Source organism: Thermoactinomyces daqus, assembly GCF_000763315.1.
Lineage (GTDB): Bacteria > Bacillota > Bacilli > Thermoactinomycetales > Thermoactinomycetaceae > Thermoactinomyces_A > Thermoactinomyces_A daqus.
The window spans coordinates 1-23211 of sequence record NZ_JPST01000047.1 but is presented as its reverse complement, the minus strand read 5'-3'; the positions used below and the strand labels follow the sequence as shown (position 1 = coordinate 23211).

The window sequence follows — 23211 nt, the reverse complement described above, 5'->3', positions numbered from 1 at the left end:
TCCATTACAGGAATGCTCCTTCAATAAAGAAAAGGGGCAGGTCAGCCCCCTTTTGCTAAGCGATTTCCTCCGATTGGACGATTTTCATCACATCGCGTTTCAAATTTTCCAGCCGGGTTCGCGCTTCTTCACCATTCTCTCCGACGGAAGCAAAGTAAAACTTGATCTTCGGCTCGGTTCCCGAAGGCCGGATGGCAAACCAAGAACCGTCCTCAAACAGATATTTTAACACATCTGCTTTCGGCAACCCTTCAATGCCCCGGCTGTAATCTTTTTGCTCCCGCACGGTGATGCCTCCTGCTTCCCGAAGCGGAAACCTGCGCAGACGCTCCATGATCGCCCGCATCCGCTTGATTCCGTCAACACCTTTTAACGTGAGGGAAACCAACTCCTCCTGATGGGTTCCGTACCGGTCAAACAGTCGCCGTAAGGCCTGGTAGAGCGTCAACCCCTGCCGTTTGTAATATGCGGCCATTTCCGCGGCAACCATGCATGCCTGAACAGCATCCTTATCCCGGCAAAAATCGCCGATCAGGTAACCGTAACTTTCTTCATAGCCAAACAGGAATGTTTTTTCCCCGCTTTCGGCATATTGCTTGATCCGATCCGCTATGAACTTGAAACCGGTCAGCGTGTTGATCGTTTCCACTCCGTAGCGGGCCGCAATCTTCGCTCCCAGCTCCGAGGTGACAATCGTTTTGATCATCACTCCGTTTTCCGGCAGGTTCCCCCGTTCTTTACGCCGGGCCAAAAGGTAATCCAACAAAAGCGCTCCCAGTTGATTCCCAGTCAAAACGGAAAATTCCCCCGTCTCATCCCGGGCAACAACCCCGACACGATCGGCATCCGGGTCGGTTCCCATGATGATGTCGGCTCCCGTCCGTTCCGCAATTTCAATCGCCTGCGCAAACGCTTCATGCTCCTCCGGATTGGGAGAACGAACCGTGGAGAAATCGGGGTCGGGCTTTTCCTGCTGTTCAACCACCTGTACCTGCCCGAATCCTAAATCCCGCAATATACGACGCACCGGCTTGTTTCCCGTTCCGTGCAGCGGCGTGTAGACAATTTTGAGATCGCGGTTGTTTTGCACCGGCTGCATCGCCAAACTCCGCAGCCGCTCTTGATAAGCATCGTCAATCTCCTCCCCGATCACTTCAAACAGTCCCGCAGCCCGGGCCTCTTCCAGCGGCATAATCGGAACGGTCAATTCATCGGGAACGCGCCCGATCTCCTCCAACACAGCGTTCGCCAAATCGGTGGCGATCTGCGCCCCGTCCGAGCCATATACCTTATATCCGTTATATTCCGGGGGATTATGACTCGCCGTAATCATAATGCCGGCTGCAGTACCCAAATGACGGACGGCAAAGGATAACTCCGGTGTCGGCCGCAATTCAGCGAAGACATAGGCTTTTATGCCGTTTTGCGCCAGCACCAGCCCTGCTTCCCGGGCAAACTCCGGCGACTGATGGCGGCAATCATAAGCGATGACCACCCCTTTTTTCTTCGCCTCTTCTCCCTGATTAAGAATAAACCTGGCCAATCCCTGCGTCGCTTTACGCACGGTATAGCGATTCATTCGATTGGTGCCGGCGCCGATGATTCCGCGCATTCCTGCGGTACCAAAGGTGAGCGAGGTGTAAAAGCGGTCTTCCAATTCTTTTTCATCCGTGATCTCTTCCAATTCCCTCCTTAAATCCCGATCCAAATCCTGAAATTTCAACCATCGGTCAACCGCTTGGCGATAATCCATCCTCCGTCTCCTTTCTTACATAAAACATCATCTCTCTTGAGCATAACCCAGGGATGGGAACTTAAGGGAAAGCCCCTCTAACCGGCCATCGGAAAATCCGGCAGGTCAGGGGGACACCTGTTCCGACCTGCAATGTCCCCTACAGAAAGACCCTTTTTCTCACAAACGGAGGAGAGAAAAAGGGTTCCTTGATTCTGCTAAGAATTCTTTTTCACACCGCGCAAAGGACCCTGGGCAAAGAGAACACCGATGACCAGAGTGACAACCCCCCACCACAGATCTATATTCAATCCGTGCAAATAAGGAGTCTGGGGGTTTACAGCCAATCCGTAGACGATGAGAATCGCCCCGTAAACGATGAACATCAAGCCTGTCAGCCAACGCAGGTCTAACCACAGTTTAGCCATGGTCATCGGTCCTCCTTTTACAAGAATACTATATTTAAACCGATCAGGATAACCAAAACAACAACTGCCATTACTCCCGGCCGTTTATACCATCGTTCTCCACGATAAGACGGCAATTGCAAGAACCCGTATACCAGCCCTTTCAACTCCGCTTCATCTTTCGGCTTGGTGACAAAGCTGACCAGCACGGTCACAGCAGCAGCGATCACCCACGCCCACCAGGCCCGCCAGAAATTGCCGGCCTGTGCGCTGGCAAAATAATCGGCCGGGATCAGATAGTACAGCAGGAAGGCACCAACTGTCCCGGAGATCAGTCCCCAGAATCCGCCCCAAGGGGTGGCCCGCTTCCAGAACATGCCCAGCAAAAACGTGGCAAACAACGGTGCGTTAAAGAAGGAGAACAAGGTTTGCATATAGTCCATCACACTGGGGAAATCGGCGGCGATATAGGCAGTGCCGATACTGATCAAAATCCCGATGACAACGGTCCAACGTCCAACTCTCACGTAGTGCCGGTCAGGAGCATCCTTTTTGAAATAAGCCTGGTAAATGTCATAGGTCCAAATCGTGGTAAAAGCGGTTACATTTCCGGCCATTCCGCTCATGAAGCTGGCCAGCATCGCGGTCAAACCGAGCCCCATCAGCCCAGGTGGGAAATAACGCTGAATCAGAAGCGGCAAGGCCAGGTTGTAACTGGGGCCTCCGGGATGGCCGATTTTCGGATAAAGAACGGCCGCGATCAAACCGGGGATAATGACCAGGAACGGTACGACCATTTTAAAGAACGAAGCATAGATTGGGGTGTTTTGCGCCGAACGCATGTCTCGAGCCGCAAACGCGCGCTGCACCACCAAAAAGTCGGTGGTCCAGTAGCCAAATGACAAGACAAATCCAAGTCCCAGCACAACCCCAAGCCAGCTGATTCCCATCGCATTATCGGAGGAATGGCCCAGATTGGACCACATGTGGCCGAACGCTTCCGGCAACCGGTCCATCATCGCCTGCCATCCACCCAACTCATGCAGGCCAAATACGGGAATGAGGAAAAGTCCAAGCCAGATGAGGAAGAATTGGATCACTTCAGTATAGATCGAAGACGTTAAGCCGCCCAAAGCGACATAGATCAACACAACCACAGCCGAGATCAGGATACTGGTATTGAAAGACCAGCCGATCAGAACCTGAAAAATGAGCGCCATCGAATACAAGCTGATTCCGGAGACCAATACGGTCATCACGGCGAATGAGATGGCATTGACCGCACGGGTCGCTTCATTGAAGCGGAATTTCAGGTATTCCGGAACCGAACGCACCTTTGAGACATAATAAAATGGCATCATGTACAAGCCGAGAAACAACATGGCCGGAATGGCACCAATCCAATAGAAGTGGGTGGTCAAAAAACCGTATTCGGCTCCGTTTGCCGCCATGCCCAGCACTTCGAGCGCTCCCAGATTAGCTGACAGAAAAGCCAAACTGGTGATCCAGCTGGGAATCGAACGGCCGGACAAGAAGAAATCGTCTCCGGTTTTCATCTTGTTTTTCAATAAGAAACCGATTCCAAGAACCACGACAAAATAAATGGCAATCATCACATAATCAATCAATCCGGCATGTAATAACGAATGTCCCATGATGAACCCCACCCTGATCATTGAGTGAATAAGATTTGTGAAGCAGCAAAATAACTTAATTAAAATAATTAATAATTGTTAAGATAATATTAAATGAAGTCAACCTTTTTGTCAACGCTTTCATAATGAGGAAGAGTATTGTTGTTCAACTGAATCAAAAAGTCCGCAGTCTCTTCAAAACAGGAAGAGGATCGCGGACATAAAGCACTCCACCGTTTGGAAACCCCCATGATGGATAACACCTTTTAATGTTTTCCGGCCCAGTTAAATCCCGCCGACACCTGATCTTCTTCGCGTGCCCCGCTTCAAATACCGGCTGCGGCCATAAATCTTGCTTCAATCTGTCAACCGGCCGCATAAGTTGAAACTGCACTTGTTTTACGTTTCAAAAATTGGCATCAGACATGATCCCGATGGCCAGCTCACACCATTTTTCTTTTATCAACTGCGCACCAGAATATCAGGACGCAAATAGGTTTTTCCATCATGTTTCACTTCAAGATAGACCCATTCTCCGGTATGGGTTAAAAATTCATTTTCATGCTCTTTTACCAGGATTGTGTCTTCCGATTTTATCCCGCGAATGGCTGGATTCCATGCAAATGCCTGATGGAGGAGAACCCGTCCTTTGGCATCCGGAGTGGCGAGAAACTCCCGGGACGCATATCCCGTTGGTCCACCCTGATGCAACAGCTTCCAGTCTTCGGGGAATCCCATCCGGACATACATTTCAATGCCCGTCTCGATCACTTTGCAAATCGGCGTGCCCGGTCTGGTGGCTGCGTTCATGGCCGCATCGATTTGCGCCAGTTTTCGTTTGTTTTCCTCCAATTCCGGCGAGAGAGGACCAAAGTGGACAAAACGTGTCACATTGCTCACCAGTCCTCCCTTTTCCGCGCAGAGGACGAGCATCGCATACCGTTCCAGCTTTTTATCCGTAGGAATGGGATGACGGTAACGAAAGATTCGCTCATCTGTCGCCACCAGGATGACCTGCGGATTCATTCCCTCCTTTAACACTTTATAAGCGAGGTTGGCGGCGATCTCATGCTCGCTCTGCCCCGGAACCAATTCACGGCAGGCCGATTCCACTGCGCGCGCCGCCAGTTGCGACAAGGAACGGTAATCCTCGATTTCACTTTCCGTCAACACATACCGCAGCGCCCTCAACTCTTCTTCCACGTACAAAAGCCCGTCAATTGGAGTGTCACTGCCAATCCTTTTTCCTGCACAAATCCGCTGAATCGTCTCAATCTCTCCTTCATACCATTCCGGGGTGATCCAGTCATATCCCTGACCGTACAGCTCCTCCTCACGAATGCGGGCCGCTTCCATTTTTGATGCCAGGCATATTTTTCGATCGCGCAGGATGAGCAAAGGGGCTACACCGAGCTCGGTCGTATTGACAATGTGATTATCCTTCCCCCCTGTAAGCCACGAGAAAAAATCGCGTCTGCGAAACAAAACGCCGTCCAGCTTTTTATCATCCATAAACGTTCTGACCCGCTCCAACGCTGTATTGACCGAAATATCGCCCATCATTTCCCCTCCTCACAGATCAGCGGTCACCATAGCCGTCGGGGTGATTTTTATGCCAATTCCAGGCGCTTTCCATAATTGTTTCCAACTGATGATAGCGCGGCTTCCAGTTCAGAATCCGCTTCGCCTTATCTGATGAGGCGATTAAAACGGCCGGATCGCCGGCGCGTTTGGAGACGACTCTCTCTGGAATCCGCTGCCCGGTCACGCGACGGGCTGTTTCAATCACCTCTCTGACGGAAAAACCGGTTCCATTCCCCAGGTTGAACACATCGCTTTGTCCGTGTTGGCGCAAATGTTCCAACGCGAGGAAGTGGGCGCTCGCCAGGTCCATTACGTGAATGTAGTCTCGGATGCAGGTGCCGTCCTCCGTCGGGTAATCATCCCCGAAAATGCGTATCTCTTCTCTCTGTCCCAGGGCAACCTGCAAAATAATCGGAATCAAGTGGGTTTCCGGATGGTGATCTTCGCCGATCAGCCCGTCCGGATGGGCACCGGCTGCATTGAAATAACGCAGGGAAATCGATTTTAGCCCGTGAGCTTCGTCAGCCCAGCGAAACATTTTTTCCATGGCCAGTTTGGTTTCCCCATATGGATTGGCCGGTTCTGCCCGGTCCTCTTCCCGGATCGGCACCCGCTCCGGCTCCCCGTAAACTGCTGCCGTCGAGGAAAATACGATTTTTTTCACTCCATGGTCAAGCATCGCCGAAATGAGTACATGGGAAGCCACCAAATTATTTTCATAATAAGAGAGCGGAATCTGCACACTTTCGCCGACCAGGGAGCTGGCTGCAAAATGGATCACCGCTTCAATCTGATGCTTACGGAAAAGATCGTCCAAAAAATCCCGATCCCGAATATCTCCCTGATAAAAAGTTCCGCCGAGAACCGATTTTCGATGTCCGGTCGTTAAATTGTCAACGACGACCACTTCTTCCTGATGCGCGAGCAATTCTGCCACAGTATGGCTGCCGATATAGCCGGCTCCTCCCGTCACCAAAATGGCCATGCAATCTCCTCTCCTTTCACCTCTCGTGCCCCGTCGCCGATCTCACAGACGTAGAAAGTCGGTGTCAAACTGGTTTTCTCCGCATAAATACGGGTAACCGTTTCTTTAAAATCCTCCACTTCCCCTTCGGCAACCAGACTGATGCCGCACCCGCCAAAACCGGCTCCGGTCATGCGGCTGCCTATACATCCCGGCACCTGGCATGCCGCTTCAAACAAGATGTCCAGCTCTTTTCCGGTCACTTCGTACAAGTCTCTGAGCGATTCATGTGATTTTTTCATCCATTCGCCAAACTCCGGCAAATCTTTTTTCTCCAGGCACTTTGTCGCTAAAATCACACGTTCGTTTTCACTGACCACATGTTCAACACGATTGCGGATAACCGGGTCAGCGATCGATGAACGCAGCCGGCTCCAATCGTCATAATCCAGATCTCCCAAAGTCTGAACATCGGGTTTCACCCGTTGAATGAAGCGCAATCCCTCCTCGCATTCCCGGCGCCGCTCATTATATTTGGAATCGGCCAGCCCTCTCCTCTTGTTGGAATTGGTGATCACCAACCTATATCCATCCATCCGGATGGGAAAATACTCGTATTGTAAGGTATCGCATTTCAATTTGATCGCATGGCCGCTTTTCCCCATACCGATCGCAAATTGATCCATGATCCCGCAGTTGACGCCCAAAAATTCATTCTCCGCTTTTTGCGCCAATTTCACCAACTCAAGCATCGGGATCTCCGTTTGCGCAAGTCTTGTGAAAGCCAGAGCGGACACCAGGAGAATTGAAGCGGAGGAGGAAAGCCCCGCTCCATTGGGAATGTTTCCGTGAAATAAAAGGTCAACCCCTTTCAATGTACCGGCCAGCGAAGGAAAGGCCTGGAGCAATGCAGATAACATCCCTTTTGGATAATTGGCCCAATCATCTTCTTTCCGATACTGAATATCTCTCTGATCCAGATCAACCTTTAAAGTGAATTGAGTCGAGCGAAGCCGGATCTTTCCGTCCGTGCGCGGCGCTGCTGCGGCCCATGTGCCGAGGGTCAGCGCTGCCGGGAATACATAACCGCCGTTATAATCGGTATGCTCCCCGATCAAGTTGACACGCCCGGGGGCAAAGAAAAAGCGGACACCCTGACTGTAGCCGAACTCCTCCTGAAATCGCAGCAGCAGCTGGTTTTGTCTCATGATCTCCCTTCTTTCGCCAAAAAACGTTTTAAGGCCTCTCTCAGCTCCGGCGCCGTTTCTTCGACTGCCCTCGGATTCGCCGCAGCCCAAGCGCCCATTTCCGATGAAGCATAATACTTGATCTTGTCCCGGGCACGAAGCGGGGGATAAAACTCGATATGGAAGTGATAATAGTCCTCCACATCCTCGCCATTAACCGGACGCTGGTGAACCACCATCATATAAGGGAATAAGCGATCGTACAGAAAATCCATCGCACCGGTCACTTCTTTGAGAATTGCAGCCAGGCTCCTCTTTTCTTCTGAAGAAAAATCAGTCAATGCGGTCTTGTGGGATTTGCTCACGATAAACACACCATAAGGATAATCCGTAAAATAAGGGATGTAAGCGAGAAAATGCTCATTTTCCGTCACAATTCTCCGGGCAAATGCTTTCTCTTCTTCGTTCATATCACAAATGAGACAGTGCCCGGTCTCCTTGTAATGCAGCTTGCAACTGTCCAATTCCGTCTTGATCTTCAACGGCAAATAAGAGTAGGCGTAAATTTGCCCGTGCGGATGCGGCATCGTCACCCCGCACTCTTCCCCGCGATTTTCAAAGATCATCACATACTCATGCCGTGGATCTTCCGCCAACTCGCGAAAGCGATCCGTCCACAGCCGGACGAGTTCGGTGATATGGTCAACGGACAACTGGGGCAAGGTTTGGTAATGATCCGGTGAATACAGGATCACTTCACATTTACCATATGCTTTTTTCGCTTTGTACAGCGATGTCTCAACCGGATCAGGTTCAGACGGATTGGGGCTTAACGCCGGGAAATCGTTATCATACTTCCAAACGGTGTAATGATCCGGCACTTTTCCTGAACCCGGACAAAACGGACAGTAATCTTTTGGCAGGTGCGGACGATGCTGCCGGTTGGAGGCAACGATCGTCCAATCTCTCAGCAAAGGGTTAAAACGAAGTTCCGACATATCAAAACCTCCTGCTGTCCGATTCTAAACGCTTTCAATTAAACGATGCAAGAAATCCCCTTTTATTAATTAATTTAATTAAATAATAATCCAGACTGACCAAACCGGCAACCCCTTTTTTCGCTGACATCGATTCTGATAAGAGAGAAAGTTCCGAATAAATGACTGCCTGCACCATCCGGGTGTGCAGGAGTGGCCTTCTTCTCCACTGCTCTTCCCAACGCACTGCCAGCGAAGGCCCCACACCTGCTGATCCCCGCTTCCCCTTTATTTTTCCTGCTTTTCCTCTTTCCGCTCCACTTGGTCCGCGTTCATCCCCCGCTTGAATTCACGCAGTGTTTTTCCCACCGCTTGCCCGAGTTCCGGCAATTTTTTGGGCCCGAATAAAAGCAACGCTATGACCAGGATAAAAATCCATCCTGCCAGACTGGGAACATGCATCTCGTTGCCTCCTCCACACCTGTGATCAACTGCCATACTCCGCAGTCTGTTCCGGACAAACTGCGCCTCTGCTGTTTATCTCGCCCTGTTCTTTAACATATAGACATCCTTGACGAGAAAAGCATTGGTTGTTGCCACTTCATCCATTTTGTCGGTCAACCGGTTCACGTCCTGACGAAGCTCCTTCACTTCATCTTCCAATTGATCCATCCGGAATTCGAGATTGTCCATCCGGGATTCGAGACTGTCCATCCGGCTTGCAACATTGGCCAACTCGCTTTTCAGTTCCAAAAGATCCGGTTTTAAGCTCTCCCGTACCGCCTCGGCCAATTGTGCTGCCAACTCTCTTTGATCCATCCAACTACCCTCCTTATTATGCATATTCTATCAGATCTTTGCCCATGCGTGTGAAAAATTTCTGGTCTTCGGGAAAAAGACCGGATTAAATCAACAAACTCTATCTTTTTCCACCACTTTTTGTTAGGATAGACAAGAAAATATTTCGTAACTCCAAATAATGATGAGTGGAGAACTACCAGCGTGTTTTAGTTTAACCAATCATGTTAAACTAAAATTGCTTTCCCGACTTCGTTCGACTGCCCGCTCAATGATTTTGATGATAGAAAGGATATCGGATTATGCCATTTCTGCGTTTTAAAGGTTTTGATAAACAATTGGTGCAGAAAATTTCCCCTGCCGTGGTCAAAAACTTTGCCCGGATCGCCGAAATTCCGGAAGAAATCGTTAAAATTGAACTGCTTCAAATTGACTCGATCCAAAACTCCCCGCCTTCGCTGGAAATTATGATGTTTGAAAGGGAAAAGGAAAAGCATGATGCCATCGCCCGCTCTCTCTATCAATGTTTAAGCGAAGCCGGTTATGAAAACACCCATATCTTTTTTATCCTGCTGACCCCTTCCTTATATTACAAAAACGGACAGCCCCTCAAAGAAATCCCGAAAATGAAACAACCCATCCCCCATACGTAAAGCCCGCTCATATGCGAAGCGGGCTTGCTTTTTCGTTCCTTTAGTCATTCAAAATGTTTACTGTGCCATTTCCTTCACTCGGCTTGGCTGCTGTTTCGGTATCGTGGTCATCTTCAGCTGAATGATTTTTCATAAGCAAATGGTTCTCCCTTTTTTTTCGTCTTTTGGCCGCCTTGCCCCCGTTCTGGCGCAATCGCTTGCGCCGGCCGCGTTTCAGCTTGCTCATGTTCTCAACCCCCACTTTCCTGTTCGATTACAATCACATTACTCTCTTTTCAGCAAAAGGCAACGGCATTTGCACTCCATCAAAAATAAAAAAAGGCCAAGTTCCCTGGCCGGTGCGCTAATCCCAATTAAAAAGCCGATAACCAACGATGAGCGGCTTATCGGCTTTCAGCATGCTAACTATTTCGTTTCAAACCATTAACCAAGTAGTTGCCCCATTCTCGCATGGCAATCGTTTCTCCGGCTTCCGCTGCTTTCTTCAGCCATTTTTCCCCTTCTTCCACGTTTTGCTGCAGCTTTTGACCGGTCAGCAATTGCATTCCCATAATCCGCATGGCAATTCGTTCGCCGGCCTGGGCTGCTTTTCTCAGCCACAGCTCTCCTTCTTCCACGTCTTGCGACAGTCCTTCCCCTTCCAGCAAACGATAGCCGAGAACCCGCATGGCAACAGGATCCTGGGTTTCTGCGGCCTTTCTCAACCATTTTTCCCCTTCCACCGGGTCTTTGGGCAACCCCTCTCCCACGATCAAACGGTAGCCCAGCTCGGTCAAGGCCCAGCTGTCTCCAGCTTCCGCCGCTCTTCTCAGCCACTTTTCTCCTTCAGCCAGATCAGCCGGAACTTTCTTGCCCGTCAATAATTGATAGGCCAATTCAGACATGGACCAGATATCCCCGGCCTCGGCAGCCATTTTTAGCCATTTCATGCCCTCTTCAATTTTTTGACGTTCCTTTTCCATGTGAACTTCCTGAAGGTGAACGACTTCTCCTGTTGTCTTCTCTTTCTCTGCATCGCTCATCGAAAATCCCTCCGACAATTCAAACATCATGTACTTCTGAACACTTGCGGCATCTAATAAGAATACTAGTTTTAAAACATTCTATCATTACTCATTTTAATATGATAGTTATTTCTTGTCACAATAATTAATTTTAAATACGAAAACAGCCGCATCTCTCGCCCCCCAACCGGCAAAACCTTTTCACAGAAAAGAAGCTATCCTCGAAATCCGTTCAAGCTCCCCATCTCCGCCCGGACATGCAAGTCAATGCAGATAAAAGGCAACTGATTCATAGGGACGCAAAGCAAATGCGTAAACCTCTTGCGGCGGATCAGGATAATTGGCGATTAAAACGGAAGATTGACCGGGCAAGTGAACCCCCTCCGGCAGAGAGAAAGTCGTCTCTTGCGCCGAAAAATTGTTTACGACCAACAGAGCCCGGTCTCCATCCCGACGTACATAAGCAAAAATTTGCGGATGATCCTCAAGCAGCAGGGTAAAATCGCCCGTCACGATCAGATCGACTTCCTTGCGCAGACGAATCAGTTTTTGGTAGTGATAAAACACGGAATCGGGATCCTGAAGGGCCTCTTCCACGTTAATCTGCTCATAATTGGGCGCAACGCCGATCCAAGGAGTCCCCGTGCTGAAACCGGCATGTTTCCCGCTGTTCCACTGCATCGGCGTTCGTGAATTATCCCGCGATTTTTGCTTCAGAACGGCAATCGCCTCTTGATCCGTTTTCCCTTGCGCCCGAAGCGCCCTGTAAGCATTTAATGATTCGACGTCCCGATACTCCTCAATCCGGGAAAAACCGGGATTGGTCATGCCAATCTCTTCACCCTGATAAATATACGGCGTTCCCTGCATCAAATGAATGGCTGTTGCCAGCATTTTGGCGGATTCTTTCCGGTATTTTCCATCATCTCCAAAGCGGGAAACCACCCGGGGCTGATCGTGGTTACACCAAAAAAGCGCATTCCATCCTCCTCCCTTGTGCATTCCGATTTGCCAATCGCGGAAAATCTTTTTCAAACAGAGAAAATCAAACTCCCCCAGAGCCCATTTCTCCCCGCCCGGATAATCTACTTTGAGATGATGAAAGTTAAAAGTCATATTGAGCTCTTTTTCCTGCGGATTGGTATACCGCACGCAATTTTCGATCGTGGTGGAAGACATCTCCCCCACTGTCATCATCTCCGGATTGTCAGCAAACACTTCCCGGTTCATCTCTTTGAGAAATTCATGCACCCGCGGGCCATCCGTATAAAAGCGGCGCCCGTCATCCATGGGTGTCTCCAGGGTGTCATCCCGGAAACTCTGGTCTTTGGATATCAAATTGATCACATCGAGCCGAAACCCGTCAACGCCCTTATTTACCCAAAAGCGCATCATCTCGTAAATCCTTCGGCGCAACTCTTCATTTTCCCAGTTCAAGTCAGCTTGGGTGACATCATACAGATGCAGATAGTACTGTCCCGTCTCTTCGGAGAATTGCCAAGCGCTTCCCCCGAATTTCGATCTCCAGTTGTTCGGCGCGCCGCCGTCTTTTCCATCTTTCCAGATATAAAAATGACGGCAGGCATTATCCTTGGAGCGGACTGCTTCTTTAAACCAAGGATGCTCCGTGGAAGTGTGATTCACAACCATATCCAAAATCACTTTCATCCCTTTTTCATGGGCCAAACGCAACAATCTCTCAAAAGTCTCCATGGTGCCGTACGCCGGGTTGATCTTGAAATAATCGCTGATATCATATCCGTTATCCCGCTGCGGCGATTCATAGATGGGGGTCAGCCAGATGACGTCAACCCCCAGCGTGTGCAAATAATCCAGTTTTTCAATAATTCCCTGCAAATCGCCGATTCCATCCCCGTTTGAATCATAAAAGCTTTTGGGGTAAATCTGGTAAACCACTGCTTGTTTCCACCAAGGTTGTTTCATTGCAGAGTCTCTCCTTCACTATGCTCTTTTCAATTTTCCCCATACTAGAGTGAGCACAAATGGGATGACGAGCGCAACCCCCATTCCGATGAAAAATGCCCCCCAATTCTGCGGAAGGATGGAGAGAAAACCGGGAATGCCCCCGACTCCGATTGAAGACGCTTTCACTTTGTTGATGGTGATAAACACCCCGGCGATTGCCGAACCAATCATCGCTGAAATAAAGGGATAGCGAAAACGGAGATTTACCCCGAACATCGCCGGTTCGGTAATTCCCAGGTAAGCTGAAATCGCCGAAGTAACGGACATCCCTTTGAGTTTTTCATCCTTGGAAACGAGAGTCATCGCCAAGGCGGCCGATCCCTGGGAAATATTGGACAACGCGAGGATCGGCCACAGGAAGGTGGCACCCGTGCTGGCAATCAGCTGCAAGTCGACGGCCAGGAAGGTGTGGTGCATTCCCGTAACCACAAGCAACGCGTACAGCCCGCCGTAAATGAGCCCTCCCAGCGCCGGAAAATGGTCAAAGATCGCCACAAAGGCGGCTGTAATCGCTTTCCCGATTGAAAACGTCAACGGCCCGATGATGACAAAAGACAGGAAACCGGTAACCAAAAGGGTAATGGGTGCAACCAATAAAAGTTTAAAAGCATCGGGAATGCGTTTGCTCAGGAAAATCTCGATTTTGGCCAATACATAGGAAGAAAGCAAAACAGGCAAAACCTGTCCTTGATAACCGATTTTGGCAATATGAAGACCGAACAGATCCCAATACGGAACCGTGCCGCTGCTGACCGCCTTACCATAATCCCATGCATTTAACAAAGCTGGATGAATCAACATCAGTCCGAGCACGATCCCCAGCAGCTCGCTGCCGCCAAATCTGCGGACCGCCGACCAGCCGATCAGACCGGGCAGAAAGGTAAAAGCGGTATTGGCAATCAAATTAATCACATCGGCAAAATCTTTCCAATTGGTATAGACATCGACAAACGCGCGGTCGGGAAAGAAAATGCCTTTTCCGGTCAGGACATTGTTGATCCCCATCAATAAACCCGCGGTCACAATCGCCGGCAACAGGGGGATGAAAATATCCGCCAAGGTTTTCACCGCTCGCTGCAACGGGTTCAGTTTCTTTTCCGCCGCATCCTTGATATCCTGCTTGGTAGCACGCTTTATGCCGGTCATTTCCACCAATTGGTCATATACCTTATTAACCAGGCCTGGCCCGATCACTATCTGGAATTGACCGTTCACTGAGAAAAAGCCTTTGACAACATCGATTTTCTCCAGATCTTTTTCGTCCACCTTACTTTCATCTTTCAACGCCAAGCGCAACCGTGTGACGCAATGCGTGGCTGCTGCGATATTTCCTTTTCCGCCGACTGCTTGAATAATTTGCTCGACAGATTGTTTATTCACTGGCAATCTCCCCTCGTAATCGCTTACATTAGAAATATAACTTGTTTATACAAGTTAGTCAACGCTTGTTTATACAAGTTGGGCATGTCAATATTCTTAAAAAGCAGTATTTTACTAGAAAAACCGATATAAAAATTTCAAACAAAAAGTACGATATTGTTTTTATAAAAACGCGAAAAACAAGGGAATCGCGCCCCTGCGCCGCTGCAAATATCGCGCAATCGATTTCTATGCATTTTTCTGCCCTTCGTACCTCTTCCGGAGACGGTTTCCGATCCACTCCTTTTGTGATCACAAAGAAGTTTCTTCTTTCAACCGTCTCCGTCGCATCTCTCATGTGGCAACCAAATGCGCTGCGTGCTTTTTGAAATCACTTTGAATAAAAGAGGAGATATGAAGCGGAATACCGGCGGGGAATAATGACGGTGAAAAAAAGAATCACTCCCGTCAGCGGCGGCGTACAAAGTCGGTAAACACAAACCGGTCCGGCCGATGGCGGGATTCGGTGTATTCAAATTGCGTTCCGTCTTGCAAGTGGACAAAATTTTTTACAACGGCGACAACGGGGTGCGATTTGACATCGAGAAAGTGCCGATCCTTTGCCGTGACAGGTTCTACCTGAATCACCCGCTGCGCAAACCCGATTTTCAATCCCAACTTTTCCTCGATATATTCATAAATCGACCCTTCAGCCTGATTGATGGTTAAACCGGATACAATCTCTGTCAGAAAATAGTTGATGTCCAGGATGACTCGTTCTTGGTCCAGCTTGCGGATCCGATAAATTTTATATGCCTCTTTATCGACGGGGAGTTTGGTTTTTTCATGCAAAGAATCATCAATCCGGATTTTTTCAAACAGAGGAACCAAGGTGGTAAAAAACTGTCCGCTGCTTTCGGCTGCTTCTTTAAAGCTGGCGAGCCCGCCGAATGAAAAGGAAATCAGATGATGGTCCAACACATACATGCCTTTTCCGTGTTGGCGATGAACGAATCCCTCTTCAACCAAAAGATCCAACGCTTTGCGAATCGTACCCCGGCTCGCCCCGTAAATTTTGCAGTATGTATTTTCCGAAGGCAATTTCTCACCCGCACGAATCTTTTGTTCCAAAATCTCCTTTTTAATTTCTTCGTAAATTTCTATATATCTGCTGTTCATCCCGATTCCTCCAACTGATTTGCTCACCTCTTAGTATTCATTTTAAAACAGAATCTTTCAACCCTGGGTTCGTCACATACCGCCTGCGATTAAAACCGCCTGCTGCCGTGAAACCTAAAACGACAACATTTATTAATGATTTTTTAGACAAATCGTGCTATAATATTTGACCTAAAGTATTTCGTATTACGAAATAATAGCTGACTCTGATTATTGGAGGAAATGAACTGTGGGTACGATTGATCTTTTCCTTAAACAACGCGCTGCCGACACTCCTGACCTCGAAGCATTGGTCGGGGGCGGAAGGCGATTTACCTTTCGAGAGTTTAACGAGCGGGTAAACCAATTGGCTCATTACTTGCGGGAAATTGGGTTGCAAAAAGGGGATCGCGTAGCCATCCTCTGCAAAAACAATCATCCCTTTCCCACCATTGCATTGGCCGCCATCAAATCAGGAGGAATCGCGGTTCCTTTAAACTGGCGTTTAACTGCCTATGAAATCGAAGAGATTATTAAAAACTGCAGACCCAAAGCTTTGTTCTATGATGAAGAATTTGCCCCATCTCTCACTCTGGCGAAAGAGGCGGGGATCGTCGGTGAGTTCATCCCGGTCGGGACGGGGATGGAAACAATCCCGTTTTTTGAATCGATTTTTGAAAACCGCCCTGTGGACGAGCCGGTTGTCGAGATCAGCAAAGATGATCCGGCTTACATTTTGTTTACCTCCGGCAGCACCGGCACACCAAAAGGATGTGTGATTTCGCACGGAGGATTTTATGCCTATCTCAAAGCAGATAAAGCACAGAGTGCACCAGGATACCGCTCCCTGGCTGTTCACCCGTTATTTCACATGAGCAGTACTCTTGCCTGCATTCGTTCAATCTATTTTGGCGGGGCAACCGTTTTTCTGTCTGACGATACTCCGGCAAAAATTTGGGAGATGATTGAACAGGAAAAAATCAACTATATGTTTGGCTTCCCTTCCCTCTACACCTACATGCTGGAGGAACTGAAACGGCATCCACGGAAAATCGATTCCCTCAAAGGCGTTTCCGCCGGTGGTGTAAAAGTCCCGGTCAGTCTGATCAAACAATATATGGAGATTGGAATTCCGATGAGTCAAGGCTACGGCAGCACGGAAGCATGGACTGTCAGCCGTTGGTCACCGGAGATGGGGCTCGATAAAGCTGAATCTGTCGGAAAGCTTTATCCCAATGTAGAAGTGAAGATCGTCGATCCGGAAACCGGTAACCCCCTCCCCACCGGAGAAGTGGGGGAGATCGTCGTCAAAAGCCCTTATCTGTTCAAGGGATACTGGCAAAATCCACAGGCGACCGATGAAGTATTAAGGGATGGCTGGTTTCACATGGGCGATGCCGGCTATCTCGATGCAGACGGCTTTTTGTATGTGATCGGCCGTTACAAAGATGTCATTGTTTACGGCGGTGACAACATTTATCCTGCGGAAATCGAAAAAGTGCTGCAAGCGGTTGACGGTGTCCTGGAAGCAGCCGTTGTCGGCATTCCCGATCCATTTTGGGGCGAAGTGCCACGTGCCTTTGTAGTCAAAAGCCCGGACAGCCCGCTTACTGAAGAAGCACTTACCCGGGTCTGCAAGGAAAAGCTGGCCGCCTATAAAGTGCCGCAGATCTCGTTTGCCCGTTCACTTCCGAAAAGCGGTACGGGCAAAGTGCTGAAACATGTATTAAAAGAAAAGGCGGCTGCCTTGCAATAGCTGATGAGACAACCCGTCCTGCACAGATACTGGACGGGTTATTTTATTTTGACTGCTTCTTATGACAAATAGCCCGATCGGGCTATAGGTTCCCCACGTACGATTCGCTATCATAGAAGAGCAGCCAATACACCAAATTCACAGATAACGGATGATAACCATGAAAAGACAACAACAGCACACGATCACCTTTGGGATTGTGGCAATCTTGCTCTTTGCCCTGTCCCTTCTGCCGGGAAATACGGTTCTGGCACATGCCTCGTTATTAGATTCCAGTCCGGGAGACCACCAGATTCTCTCCCGTTCCCCTTCCTTTCTCCGGTTGCACTTCAGTGAACCTTTGCAGGAAGGATTGTATCAAGTCCGCCTCTTAGATGCCCAGGGAAAACAAATCCCTTTATCACCGCGGACGGATCGGCGCGATGCCTCCCGGATCATCACACCGCTCCCTTCCTTGCCGAAAGGAACCTACACTGTCAGTTGGAACGTAGTTTCCGGAGACGGCCATTCTGTGGCGGGTGCCCTTACTTTTTCGGTTGGACATCCTTCCCCGGACCAAAGTGCCCCCTTGCCCACACAGAAATCTGCTTCAGTAAACTGGTTATCCACCGGTTGGCATTTTATTTCTGAAACCGCCGTGCTTCTGTTGGGCGGGCTCAATTGGGCCGTCTTCCTGTTTTCTCTGCATACTCCCTCCGTAAAAAATCGACTTGGCAAAAAGAAGAGCTGGCTCTGGCTCTTGTTCCTGGTCATCCTGGCGGACGGGATTCTTTACATGCAAACGTTGGCTGCCGGAGTCGGAACCGAAGTCGCCTGGCTCACGCTTCTCAAATCCCACTACATACAGATGATCGCAGGCCAGCTCTTGCTCCTTCTGCTGCTTGCCCTGCCAAACATGGTGGAAGGATGGTATCTGGCAGTTTGGCTGCTCCTCATTTGTTCCTTCGCCTTTGGCGGTCATGTCTGGAGCGTTCCCGATTTTTGGCCGGCTTTATTCCTGCGCATCATTCATACGGGTGCCATCGCTCTCTGGTTGGGGATTCTTGCCTATCTGATTCTTTTGTACCGCCTGAAGCGAACCGAAAACATCACTTTGAATGAAAGAGTGCTCCATTCCGAGGTTTTTCACTTGGCATCCACTTCCGCGCTGTCCATTTTGATCACTGGTGTGTGGATGGTAACCGTACAAAGCGATTGGCGGCTGGTTCCTCACGGTGGATTGTGGAGTGCTTTGCTCTGGAGCAAGCTGACACTGTTCGGCCTGATGTTGCTGATCGGCCTCGTTCAAACCATCAACGGCCGCAAAAAAGGAACTTATCGGCGCTCACTGCTTTGGCTGGAGTGGCTGGCCGGTGTCACCGTCCTCTTTCTCGGAGTCTGGTTGAGCCATTCTGCTTATCCCGCTCCGATCCAGCGGTATGACAAAATTTTGCTCAGCCAGGAGCAAAAAGCACAGGTGACCATTGCCCGGCTGCAAACCGGGCGGCAGCCGATTGCGGTCAAGCTGCCCCCGAACAGTCCTGAACCCGAACGCGTAACCGTCCAGGTTTCCGTCACGGACAGGCAAGTGAAATTCGCTCCGGTCCTTTTGCAGAAAAAAGGTTCAAATGAATATTCGGGTACTGTCTCTTTTACCTTTAACGGCAAATGGAGAATTTATATTGAAGCAGAATATCCGGATGGAACTTACGTAGAATGGAAAGATGAAGTGGAAGTTCAAGGAGGAGAAAGATCATGAGAAAATATGCCAAATGGATCGCAGCCCTTCTATTTGCATTCTCGGTTCTCACGAATGTGGTTGTGGCTGAGGCGCATGTTACGGTCTGGCCCAAGCAATCGACCGCCGGCACTTGGGAAAAATACACGGTTCGCGTACCCGTTGAAAAAAATGTAAATACCACCAAAGTGCGGGTGGAGTTTCCAAAAGGAGTGGAAGTTCATTCAGTGATGCCGGTTCCGGGTTGGGAATATGAATTCGAAAAAGGAAAAGACGGCAAAACCACCGCCTTGTCTTGGAAAGCAACCAACGGTGGAATAAAGCCAAATGAATTCGCCGAGTTCTCCTTTGTCGCAGAAAATCCCAAACAAGCCGGTGCCATTGCCTGGAGAGCAGAACAGAGCTACGCCGATGGTTCCGTTGTTTACTGGACAGGTGCTCCTGACTCGGATACTCCTGCATCAGTGACAAGCATCACTGCATCGGCCCGGCCAACCAATGAAAGTGCGCAACATCCCGCTTCAACTGTAACGCCGAAAACAAACGCCGCTTCTGCCAGTGTTTCCAAACTCAACTTCCTTTCACTCGGGTTGGCGGGACTGGCTTTGCTTCTTTCACTCATTTCACTGTTTCGGAAACAACAGAATACGAACGAATAGGGGCATACGTTTCTGTATGTCCCTGAAGTTTGTTAACAAAGCCCGAAACAGGAATCCGTCATGTCTTGATGCGCCTCTTTTGCTTCCAGCTCCTTCGCCTGCAAAAAAGAGAATCAATCCCTTCCTGCATCCCAAACCGCTTACTTCCGTGATGTGTTTCAGCGTAAATTTTAAAGAAAAAAGGCCCCGAGATCGAGGCCACTAGGTTGACTGGGAATTTGACCAAGAAAAAGGATTAACATTGCGGCGGCTCGCCACCGATCATCCCGGCAGGCGGTTCTCCGATGAAAAAGCGTCTCATCATTTTCACCTCCTATCTTGACATCCTTTTTAGACACATTTTTTAAAATTCCTGCTCTATTCAGAATTTTATTTGCGTTCCTTTTTTGATTCTGATCTTTGCTTCTGTCATGGCTTCATATTCAATGGCTTTTTGATTACTCAGCACCTTAAGATCATACTTTTCAATGCAATCTAAACATGCTCTGATCCCGTTGTCATCCATGTCTTTGAAGTCGTCAACAATCCGGATATATATTCGGTTCATACGCAGGCAACAGACATCACAAAAATCATCCATATCCGTGTAGACCGGATGCGGGTCTGTTGCTATCACCTTTCTCAATTTATATTCCTCGATATCAGCCTGCCTTCTGATCTTCTCTGCTCTTTCCTCCATTAATATCCCCTCCTTCAAAGATATCATATAAAGCGATTTCAATTTAGGCAATAGATCAGGGGCCGGATTTGGCCCCTTTTTTTCTCTCAACCAAGAAATGTTAATGAATATCCCGCTTTTTAAACCGTCCCCCACTTACTTCATGAATGTTCCCGATAGCCAAAAATGCCTCAGGGTCGATGTCGTCAACAATCGCTTTCAATTTAGCTTCCTCCAAGCGTGTAACCACACAAAAGATTACTTTTTTATCGTCCCCTGTATATGCCCCTTCCCCACTCATATAAGTGACTCCGCGGCCCAAACGGTTTAAGATACATTGCCCCAATTTTTCCCATTTTTCACTGATGATCCAAACCGATTTTGTTTCGTCAAATCCTTCGATCGTCGTATCAATCATTTTGAAAGCGATGAAGTATGCAATCAACGAGTACATTGCACGGTCCCAGCCAAACACAAATCCTGCGCTTCCGAGAATGAAAATATTAAAGAACATCACCGTTTGTCCCACAGAGAACGGGAGTTTTTTGTTAAACATGACGGCCAATATTTCGGTTCCATCCAATGATCCGCCATATCTGATCACCAAGCCGATCCCAATTCCAATAATAATTCCGCCAAATACGGCAGCCAATAAAGGATCATCGGTCAAAGGTTTAACCGAATGCAACAAAGCTGTTCCAATTGACATCACAACGACACCGAACAAAGTAGAGATCGCAAAAGTCTTCCCGATCTGTTTATAACCGAGAAAGAAAAAAGGCATGTTTAAAACGAATAAAAAAACCCCCAAACTCAGTCCGGTAAAGTGGGATAATATAATTGAAATCCCAGTGATTCCTCCGTCAATAACCTGATTGGGAACCAAAAAAATTTCCAAACCAACCGCTACAAGCACTGCGCCAAGTAATATTAGAATTCCGCGCTTCAGTAATTTGGTTGTTGTCAGTTTCTGATGATCCATTTTTTCGATTTCAGGTGCATCTGTTCTCAAATCCATACCTCCATTTTAAGCTTCAAAGTGTGTAAATGGCTATCAAATAATGGATGGTCATATTATTTTATTTCACAAATTCACGTAACAAACAGTCTGATCATAAAAGATCCGTCTACATGAAAGCCTCCAACCGGCATTCCTAAAATGATCATCCGTTAGAAAAAGATCAAGAAAATGAAAACCGGAAAGAATCTTCCCACCGTTAAAAAAGGCGATTGTCAGCTATATTAAAAGCCAAAGTCGCCATTAAGTCAAATCTTTAACAACTCGCACTGCTTCCCGACAACCGGATCCCATAATCGTCAATTCAGAAATTATTTCTTTAAATATGTTCTGTTAAAAATTAAATAATTATAAGATATTGTTCACTATTCATAGATAACTTGATTTTACCTCGCTCAAATTTGTTAAACAAATAAATAATTGTTGCTCAACTTCCAGATCCCTAACCAAGGGAAAAAACATTTCTCTAGACCCACTCGTCTTATCATTGTTATTTTAAAAACATCATCGAAATTGACATGGAACTGCTGAAGAAAGGATGGAAAATGAAATCTGGAATTTTTGCACTATGGGTTAGCTTTATCAGTAATTTAATCCTTACTCTTTTAAAATTAATCATCGGTCTGCTCTTTCAAAGCCAAGTATTAATCGCCGATGGTTTCCACAATGCAGGGGATGTCATTGCCACATTGGCTGCCCTGATTTCATCCAAAGTTGCCAAAAAACCGGCGGATGACGAACATCCTTACGGACACGGCAAAGCGGAAGTGATCGCCTCCGGAATCGTCGCGATTATCCTTGCATTCGCAGCTGTATTCATGGCTTATCAATCAATTGCAGCGTTTTTTTTGCCTCCTGTGGAAGCCAGTCTGATCGCTCTCATCACTGCTCTTATCTCCCTTGTTTGGAAACAGGCTCTCTATTTTTACTGCATTCGCCTGGGAAAAGCACAGCACAGTAAAAGCCTGATTTCCACAGCGATCGATCATCTGGCAGATGTGTATGCCACAATCGCCGCAATCATCGGCATTGGTATTGCACTGCTCGGGGATGAATACAATATTGCCTTTGCAAAATATGGAGATCCGATTGCCGGCATCATTGTTTCTTTATTTGTGATGAAACTGGCCTATGAAATGGGCAAAGAGTCCGTTGATATTCTGATGGAAAGAAACATTTCTTTTAATGATTTAAACGAGCTGCGGAAAATTGTGAACGAATTTCCGGAAGTGAAGCGAATCGACAAAATCAGGGGAAGAGAACACGGTCACTATATCATAGTAGACATTCGGATCAGCATTCCCAACGAACTGTCCATCCAGGAGGGACATGATCTGGGCAGAAAAATTAAAACAAGAATCATGTCAAAGAATCCACGTGTTGAAGAAGTCTTAATCCATTTAAACCCCTGGCACAATGAATAACAGACGGATTTCCCCGATTGTAGTTCACACGGACTCATCAAAGCGGCCGTCATAAACTCCGCTGGAAATGCATCCTCCAGCGGCAGACTTCAAAAAACTCGGGCCGCTTGTCCAGAAACAGCACACCGCGATGGGCAAGACTGACTTCACCCGGTATTATGACACTGCACCAGCTTGCCGGAACAAGCCTTTTTTAATGCCGGACACCCATTTTCCTGATAAACCTTTCAAAATGACCCCAAAAGCAAAGACAGGTTCTGTCCCGATGCTTTTGGGGTCATGACCGAAATTAAATCTGACTCAAAATCTCCGACCGGTTGATATTTTTGTCACTGCTTGCCGGCGAATAGCGGGTCAGTAAATACTCCCTTAACGCCCTCGCCCAGTTTTCATCATAACCGTGGATTTCTCCCTTTTTTCTTACGATTTCATCAATCGTACTATCATCTATCATCTCAATGGGCTGTGGGACACATTCTTCTTTTTCATATTGATAGGCCTGTATAGGCAATGGCATATATAATGACCCCATACGC

22 protein-coding genes and 1 pseudogene are annotated in these 23211 nt (G+C 48.1%); 5 read left to right on the top strand and 18 right to left on the bottom strand.

Annotated elements, in window-relative coordinates:
* Positions 1–55: 55 nt before the first annotated feature.
* From JG50_RS0115725 to JG50_RS0115685, 9 genes are all read right to left on the bottom strand, one after another.
* Complete coding sequence (locus JG50_RS0115725; RefSeq protein WP_033102081.1) at positions 56–1753, bottom strand: phospho-sugar mutase; 1698 nt, start codon at positions 1751–1753, stop codon at positions 56–58.
* Positions 1754–1950: 197 nt separating this feature from the next.
* Positions 1951–2160: a hypothetical protein gene (locus tag JG50_RS0115720; RefSeq protein WP_033102080.1), complete on the bottom strand. Its 210-nt coding sequence runs from the start codon at positions 2158–2160 to the stop codon at positions 1951–1953.
* A gap of 17 nt (positions 2161–2177) precedes the next feature.
* Positions 2178–3794, bottom strand: coding sequence for a sodium:solute symporter family protein (locus tag JG50_RS0115715; protein WP_033102079.1), 1617 nt, complete (start codon positions 3792–3794; stop codon positions 2178–2180).
* 441 nt (positions 3795–4235) lie between these two features.
* Positions 4236–5333 carry a M24 family metallopeptidase gene (locus JG50_RS0115710; RefSeq protein WP_033102078.1) on the bottom strand — a complete coding sequence of 366 codons (1098 nt, stop codon included), beginning with the start codon at positions 5331–5333 and terminating at the stop codon, positions 4236–4238.
* A gap of 19 nt (positions 5334–5352) precedes the next feature.
* Entirely contained in the window at positions 5353–6342 is a 990-nt protein-coding gene (gene galE, locus JG50_RS0115705; protein ID WP_033102077.1) for a UDP-glucose 4-epimerase GalE, read from the bottom strand.
* Entirely contained in the window at positions 6327–7529 is a 1203-nt protein-coding gene (locus tag JG50_RS0115700; protein ID WP_033102076.1) for a galactokinase, read from the bottom strand. The genes galE and JG50_RS0115700 overlap by 16 nt, the downstream gene beginning before the upstream one ends.
* Entirely contained in the window at positions 7526–8506 is a 981-nt protein-coding gene (galT, locus tag JG50_RS0115695; protein ID WP_033102075.1) for a galactose-1-phosphate uridylyltransferase, read from the bottom strand. Before galT ends, JG50_RS0115700 begins: the two co-directional genes overlap by 4 nt.
* A 267-nt stretch (positions 8507–8773) precedes the next feature.
* The gene (locus JG50_RS19505; protein ID WP_081943984.1) at positions 8774–8947 is read right to left on the bottom strand and encodes a twin-arginine translocase TatA/TatE family subunit; all 174 of its coding nucleotides are present in this window, start codon (positions 8945–8947) and stop codon (positions 8774–8776) included.
* Positions 8948–9022: 75 nt separating this feature from the next.
* Complete coding sequence (locus tag JG50_RS0115685) at positions 9023–9304, bottom strand: coiled-coil domain-containing protein (protein WP_033102073.1); 282 nt, start codon at positions 9302–9304, stop codon at positions 9023–9025.
* A gap of 281 nt (positions 9305–9585) precedes the next feature.
* On the opposite strand from JG50_RS0115685, the gene JG50_RS0115680 reads away from it, so the two are divergent.
* Positions 9586–9936: a DUF1904 family protein gene (locus JG50_RS0115680; RefSeq protein WP_033102072.1), complete on the top strand. Its 351-nt coding sequence runs from the start codon at positions 9586–9588 to the stop codon at positions 9934–9936.
* Between the two features lie 40 nt (positions 9937–9976).
* On the opposite strand, the gene JG50_RS0115675 is transcribed toward JG50_RS0115680, so the two are convergent.
* The 5 genes from JG50_RS0115675 to treR form a co-directional block, all read right to left on the bottom strand.
* Entirely contained in the window at positions 9977–10162 is a 186-nt protein-coding gene (locus tag JG50_RS0115675) for a hypothetical protein (RefSeq protein ID WP_033102071.1), read from the bottom strand.
* 175 nt (positions 10163–10337) lie between these two features.
* The gene (locus JG50_RS0115670) at positions 10338–10958 is read right to left on the bottom strand and encodes a tetratricopeptide repeat protein (protein ID WP_052154399.1); all 621 of its coding nucleotides are present in this window, start codon (positions 10956–10958) and stop codon (positions 10338–10340) included.
* 246 nt (positions 10959–11204) lie between these two features.
* Positions 11205–12884, bottom strand: coding sequence for an alpha,alpha-phosphotrehalase (gene treC / locus JG50_RS0115665; RefSeq protein ID WP_033102070.1), 1680 nt, complete (start codon positions 12882–12884; stop codon positions 11205–11207).
* An 18-nt stretch (positions 12885–12902) separates the two neighbouring features.
* On the bottom strand, positions 12903–14312 hold the full coding sequence (treP, locus tag JG50_RS0115660) for a PTS system trehalose-specific EIIBC component (protein WP_033102069.1): 1410 nt from the start codon (positions 14310–14312) through the stop codon (positions 12903–12905).
* A gap of 441 nt (positions 14313–14753) precedes the next feature.
* A complete protein-coding gene (gene treR, locus JG50_RS0115655; protein WP_033102068.1) occupies positions 14754–15464 on the bottom strand; it encodes a trehalose operon repressor in 711 nt (236 codons plus the stop codon).
* A 229-nt stretch (positions 15465–15693) separates the two neighbouring features.
* On the opposite strand from treR, the gene JG50_RS0115650 reads away from it, so the two are divergent.
* From JG50_RS0115650 to JG50_RS0115640, 3 genes are all read left to right on the top strand, one after another.
* Positions 15694–17199: a class I adenylate-forming enzyme family protein gene (locus JG50_RS0115650; protein ID WP_033102067.1), complete on the top strand. Its 1506-nt coding sequence runs from the start codon at positions 15694–15696 to the stop codon at positions 17197–17199.
* A 160-nt stretch (positions 17200–17359) separates the two neighbouring features.
* Positions 17360–18937, top strand: a complete 1578-nt coding sequence (locus JG50_RS0115645; RefSeq protein ID WP_033102066.1) for a copper resistance CopC/CopD family protein — start codon at positions 17360–17362, stop codon at positions 18935–18937.
* On the top strand, positions 18934–19575 hold the full coding sequence (locus JG50_RS0115640) for a YcnI family copper-binding membrane protein (RefSeq protein WP_033102065.1): 642 nt from the start codon (positions 18934–18936) through the stop codon (positions 19573–19575). Before JG50_RS0115645 ends, JG50_RS0115640 begins: the two co-directional genes overlap by 4 nt.
* Before the next feature lie 361 nt (positions 19576–19936).
* Here JG50_RS0115640 and JG50_RS0115635 read toward each other — a convergent pair whose 3' ends face one another.
* Both JG50_RS0115635 and JG50_RS0115630 read right to left on the bottom strand, forming a co-directional pair.
* Positions 19937–20254 (bottom strand): hypothetical protein, encoded by a 318-nt coding sequence (locus tag JG50_RS0115635; protein WP_033102064.1) that lies wholly within the window; start codon positions 20252–20254, stop codon positions 19937–19939.
* Positions 20255–20354: 100 nt separating this feature from the next.
* On the bottom strand, positions 20355–21215 hold the full coding sequence (locus JG50_RS0115630; RefSeq protein WP_232331100.1) for a YitT family protein: 861 nt from the start codon (positions 21213–21215) through the stop codon (positions 20355–20357).
* Between the two features lie 581 nt (positions 21216–21796).
* Here JG50_RS0115630 and JG50_RS0115625 point away from each other — a divergent pair.
* Positions 21797–22675, top strand: coding sequence for a cation diffusion facilitator family transporter (locus JG50_RS0115625; RefSeq protein ID WP_033102062.1), 879 nt, complete (start codon positions 21797–21799; stop codon positions 22673–22675).
* 26 nt (positions 22676–22701) lie between these two features.
* Here the strand turns inward: JG50_RS0115625 and JG50_RS19500 are convergent.
* Together JG50_RS19500 and JG50_RS0115620 are read right to left on the bottom strand one after the other, a co-directional pair.
* A pseudogene (locus JG50_RS19500) lies at positions 22702–22829 on the bottom strand (ATP-binding protein); the annotation flags it as partial.
* Between the two features lie 135 nt (positions 22830–22964).
* Positions 22965–23211 (bottom strand): hypothetical protein (locus JG50_RS0115620; protein ID WP_033102061.1); only part of this gene is annotated, 247 nt, incomplete at its 5' end.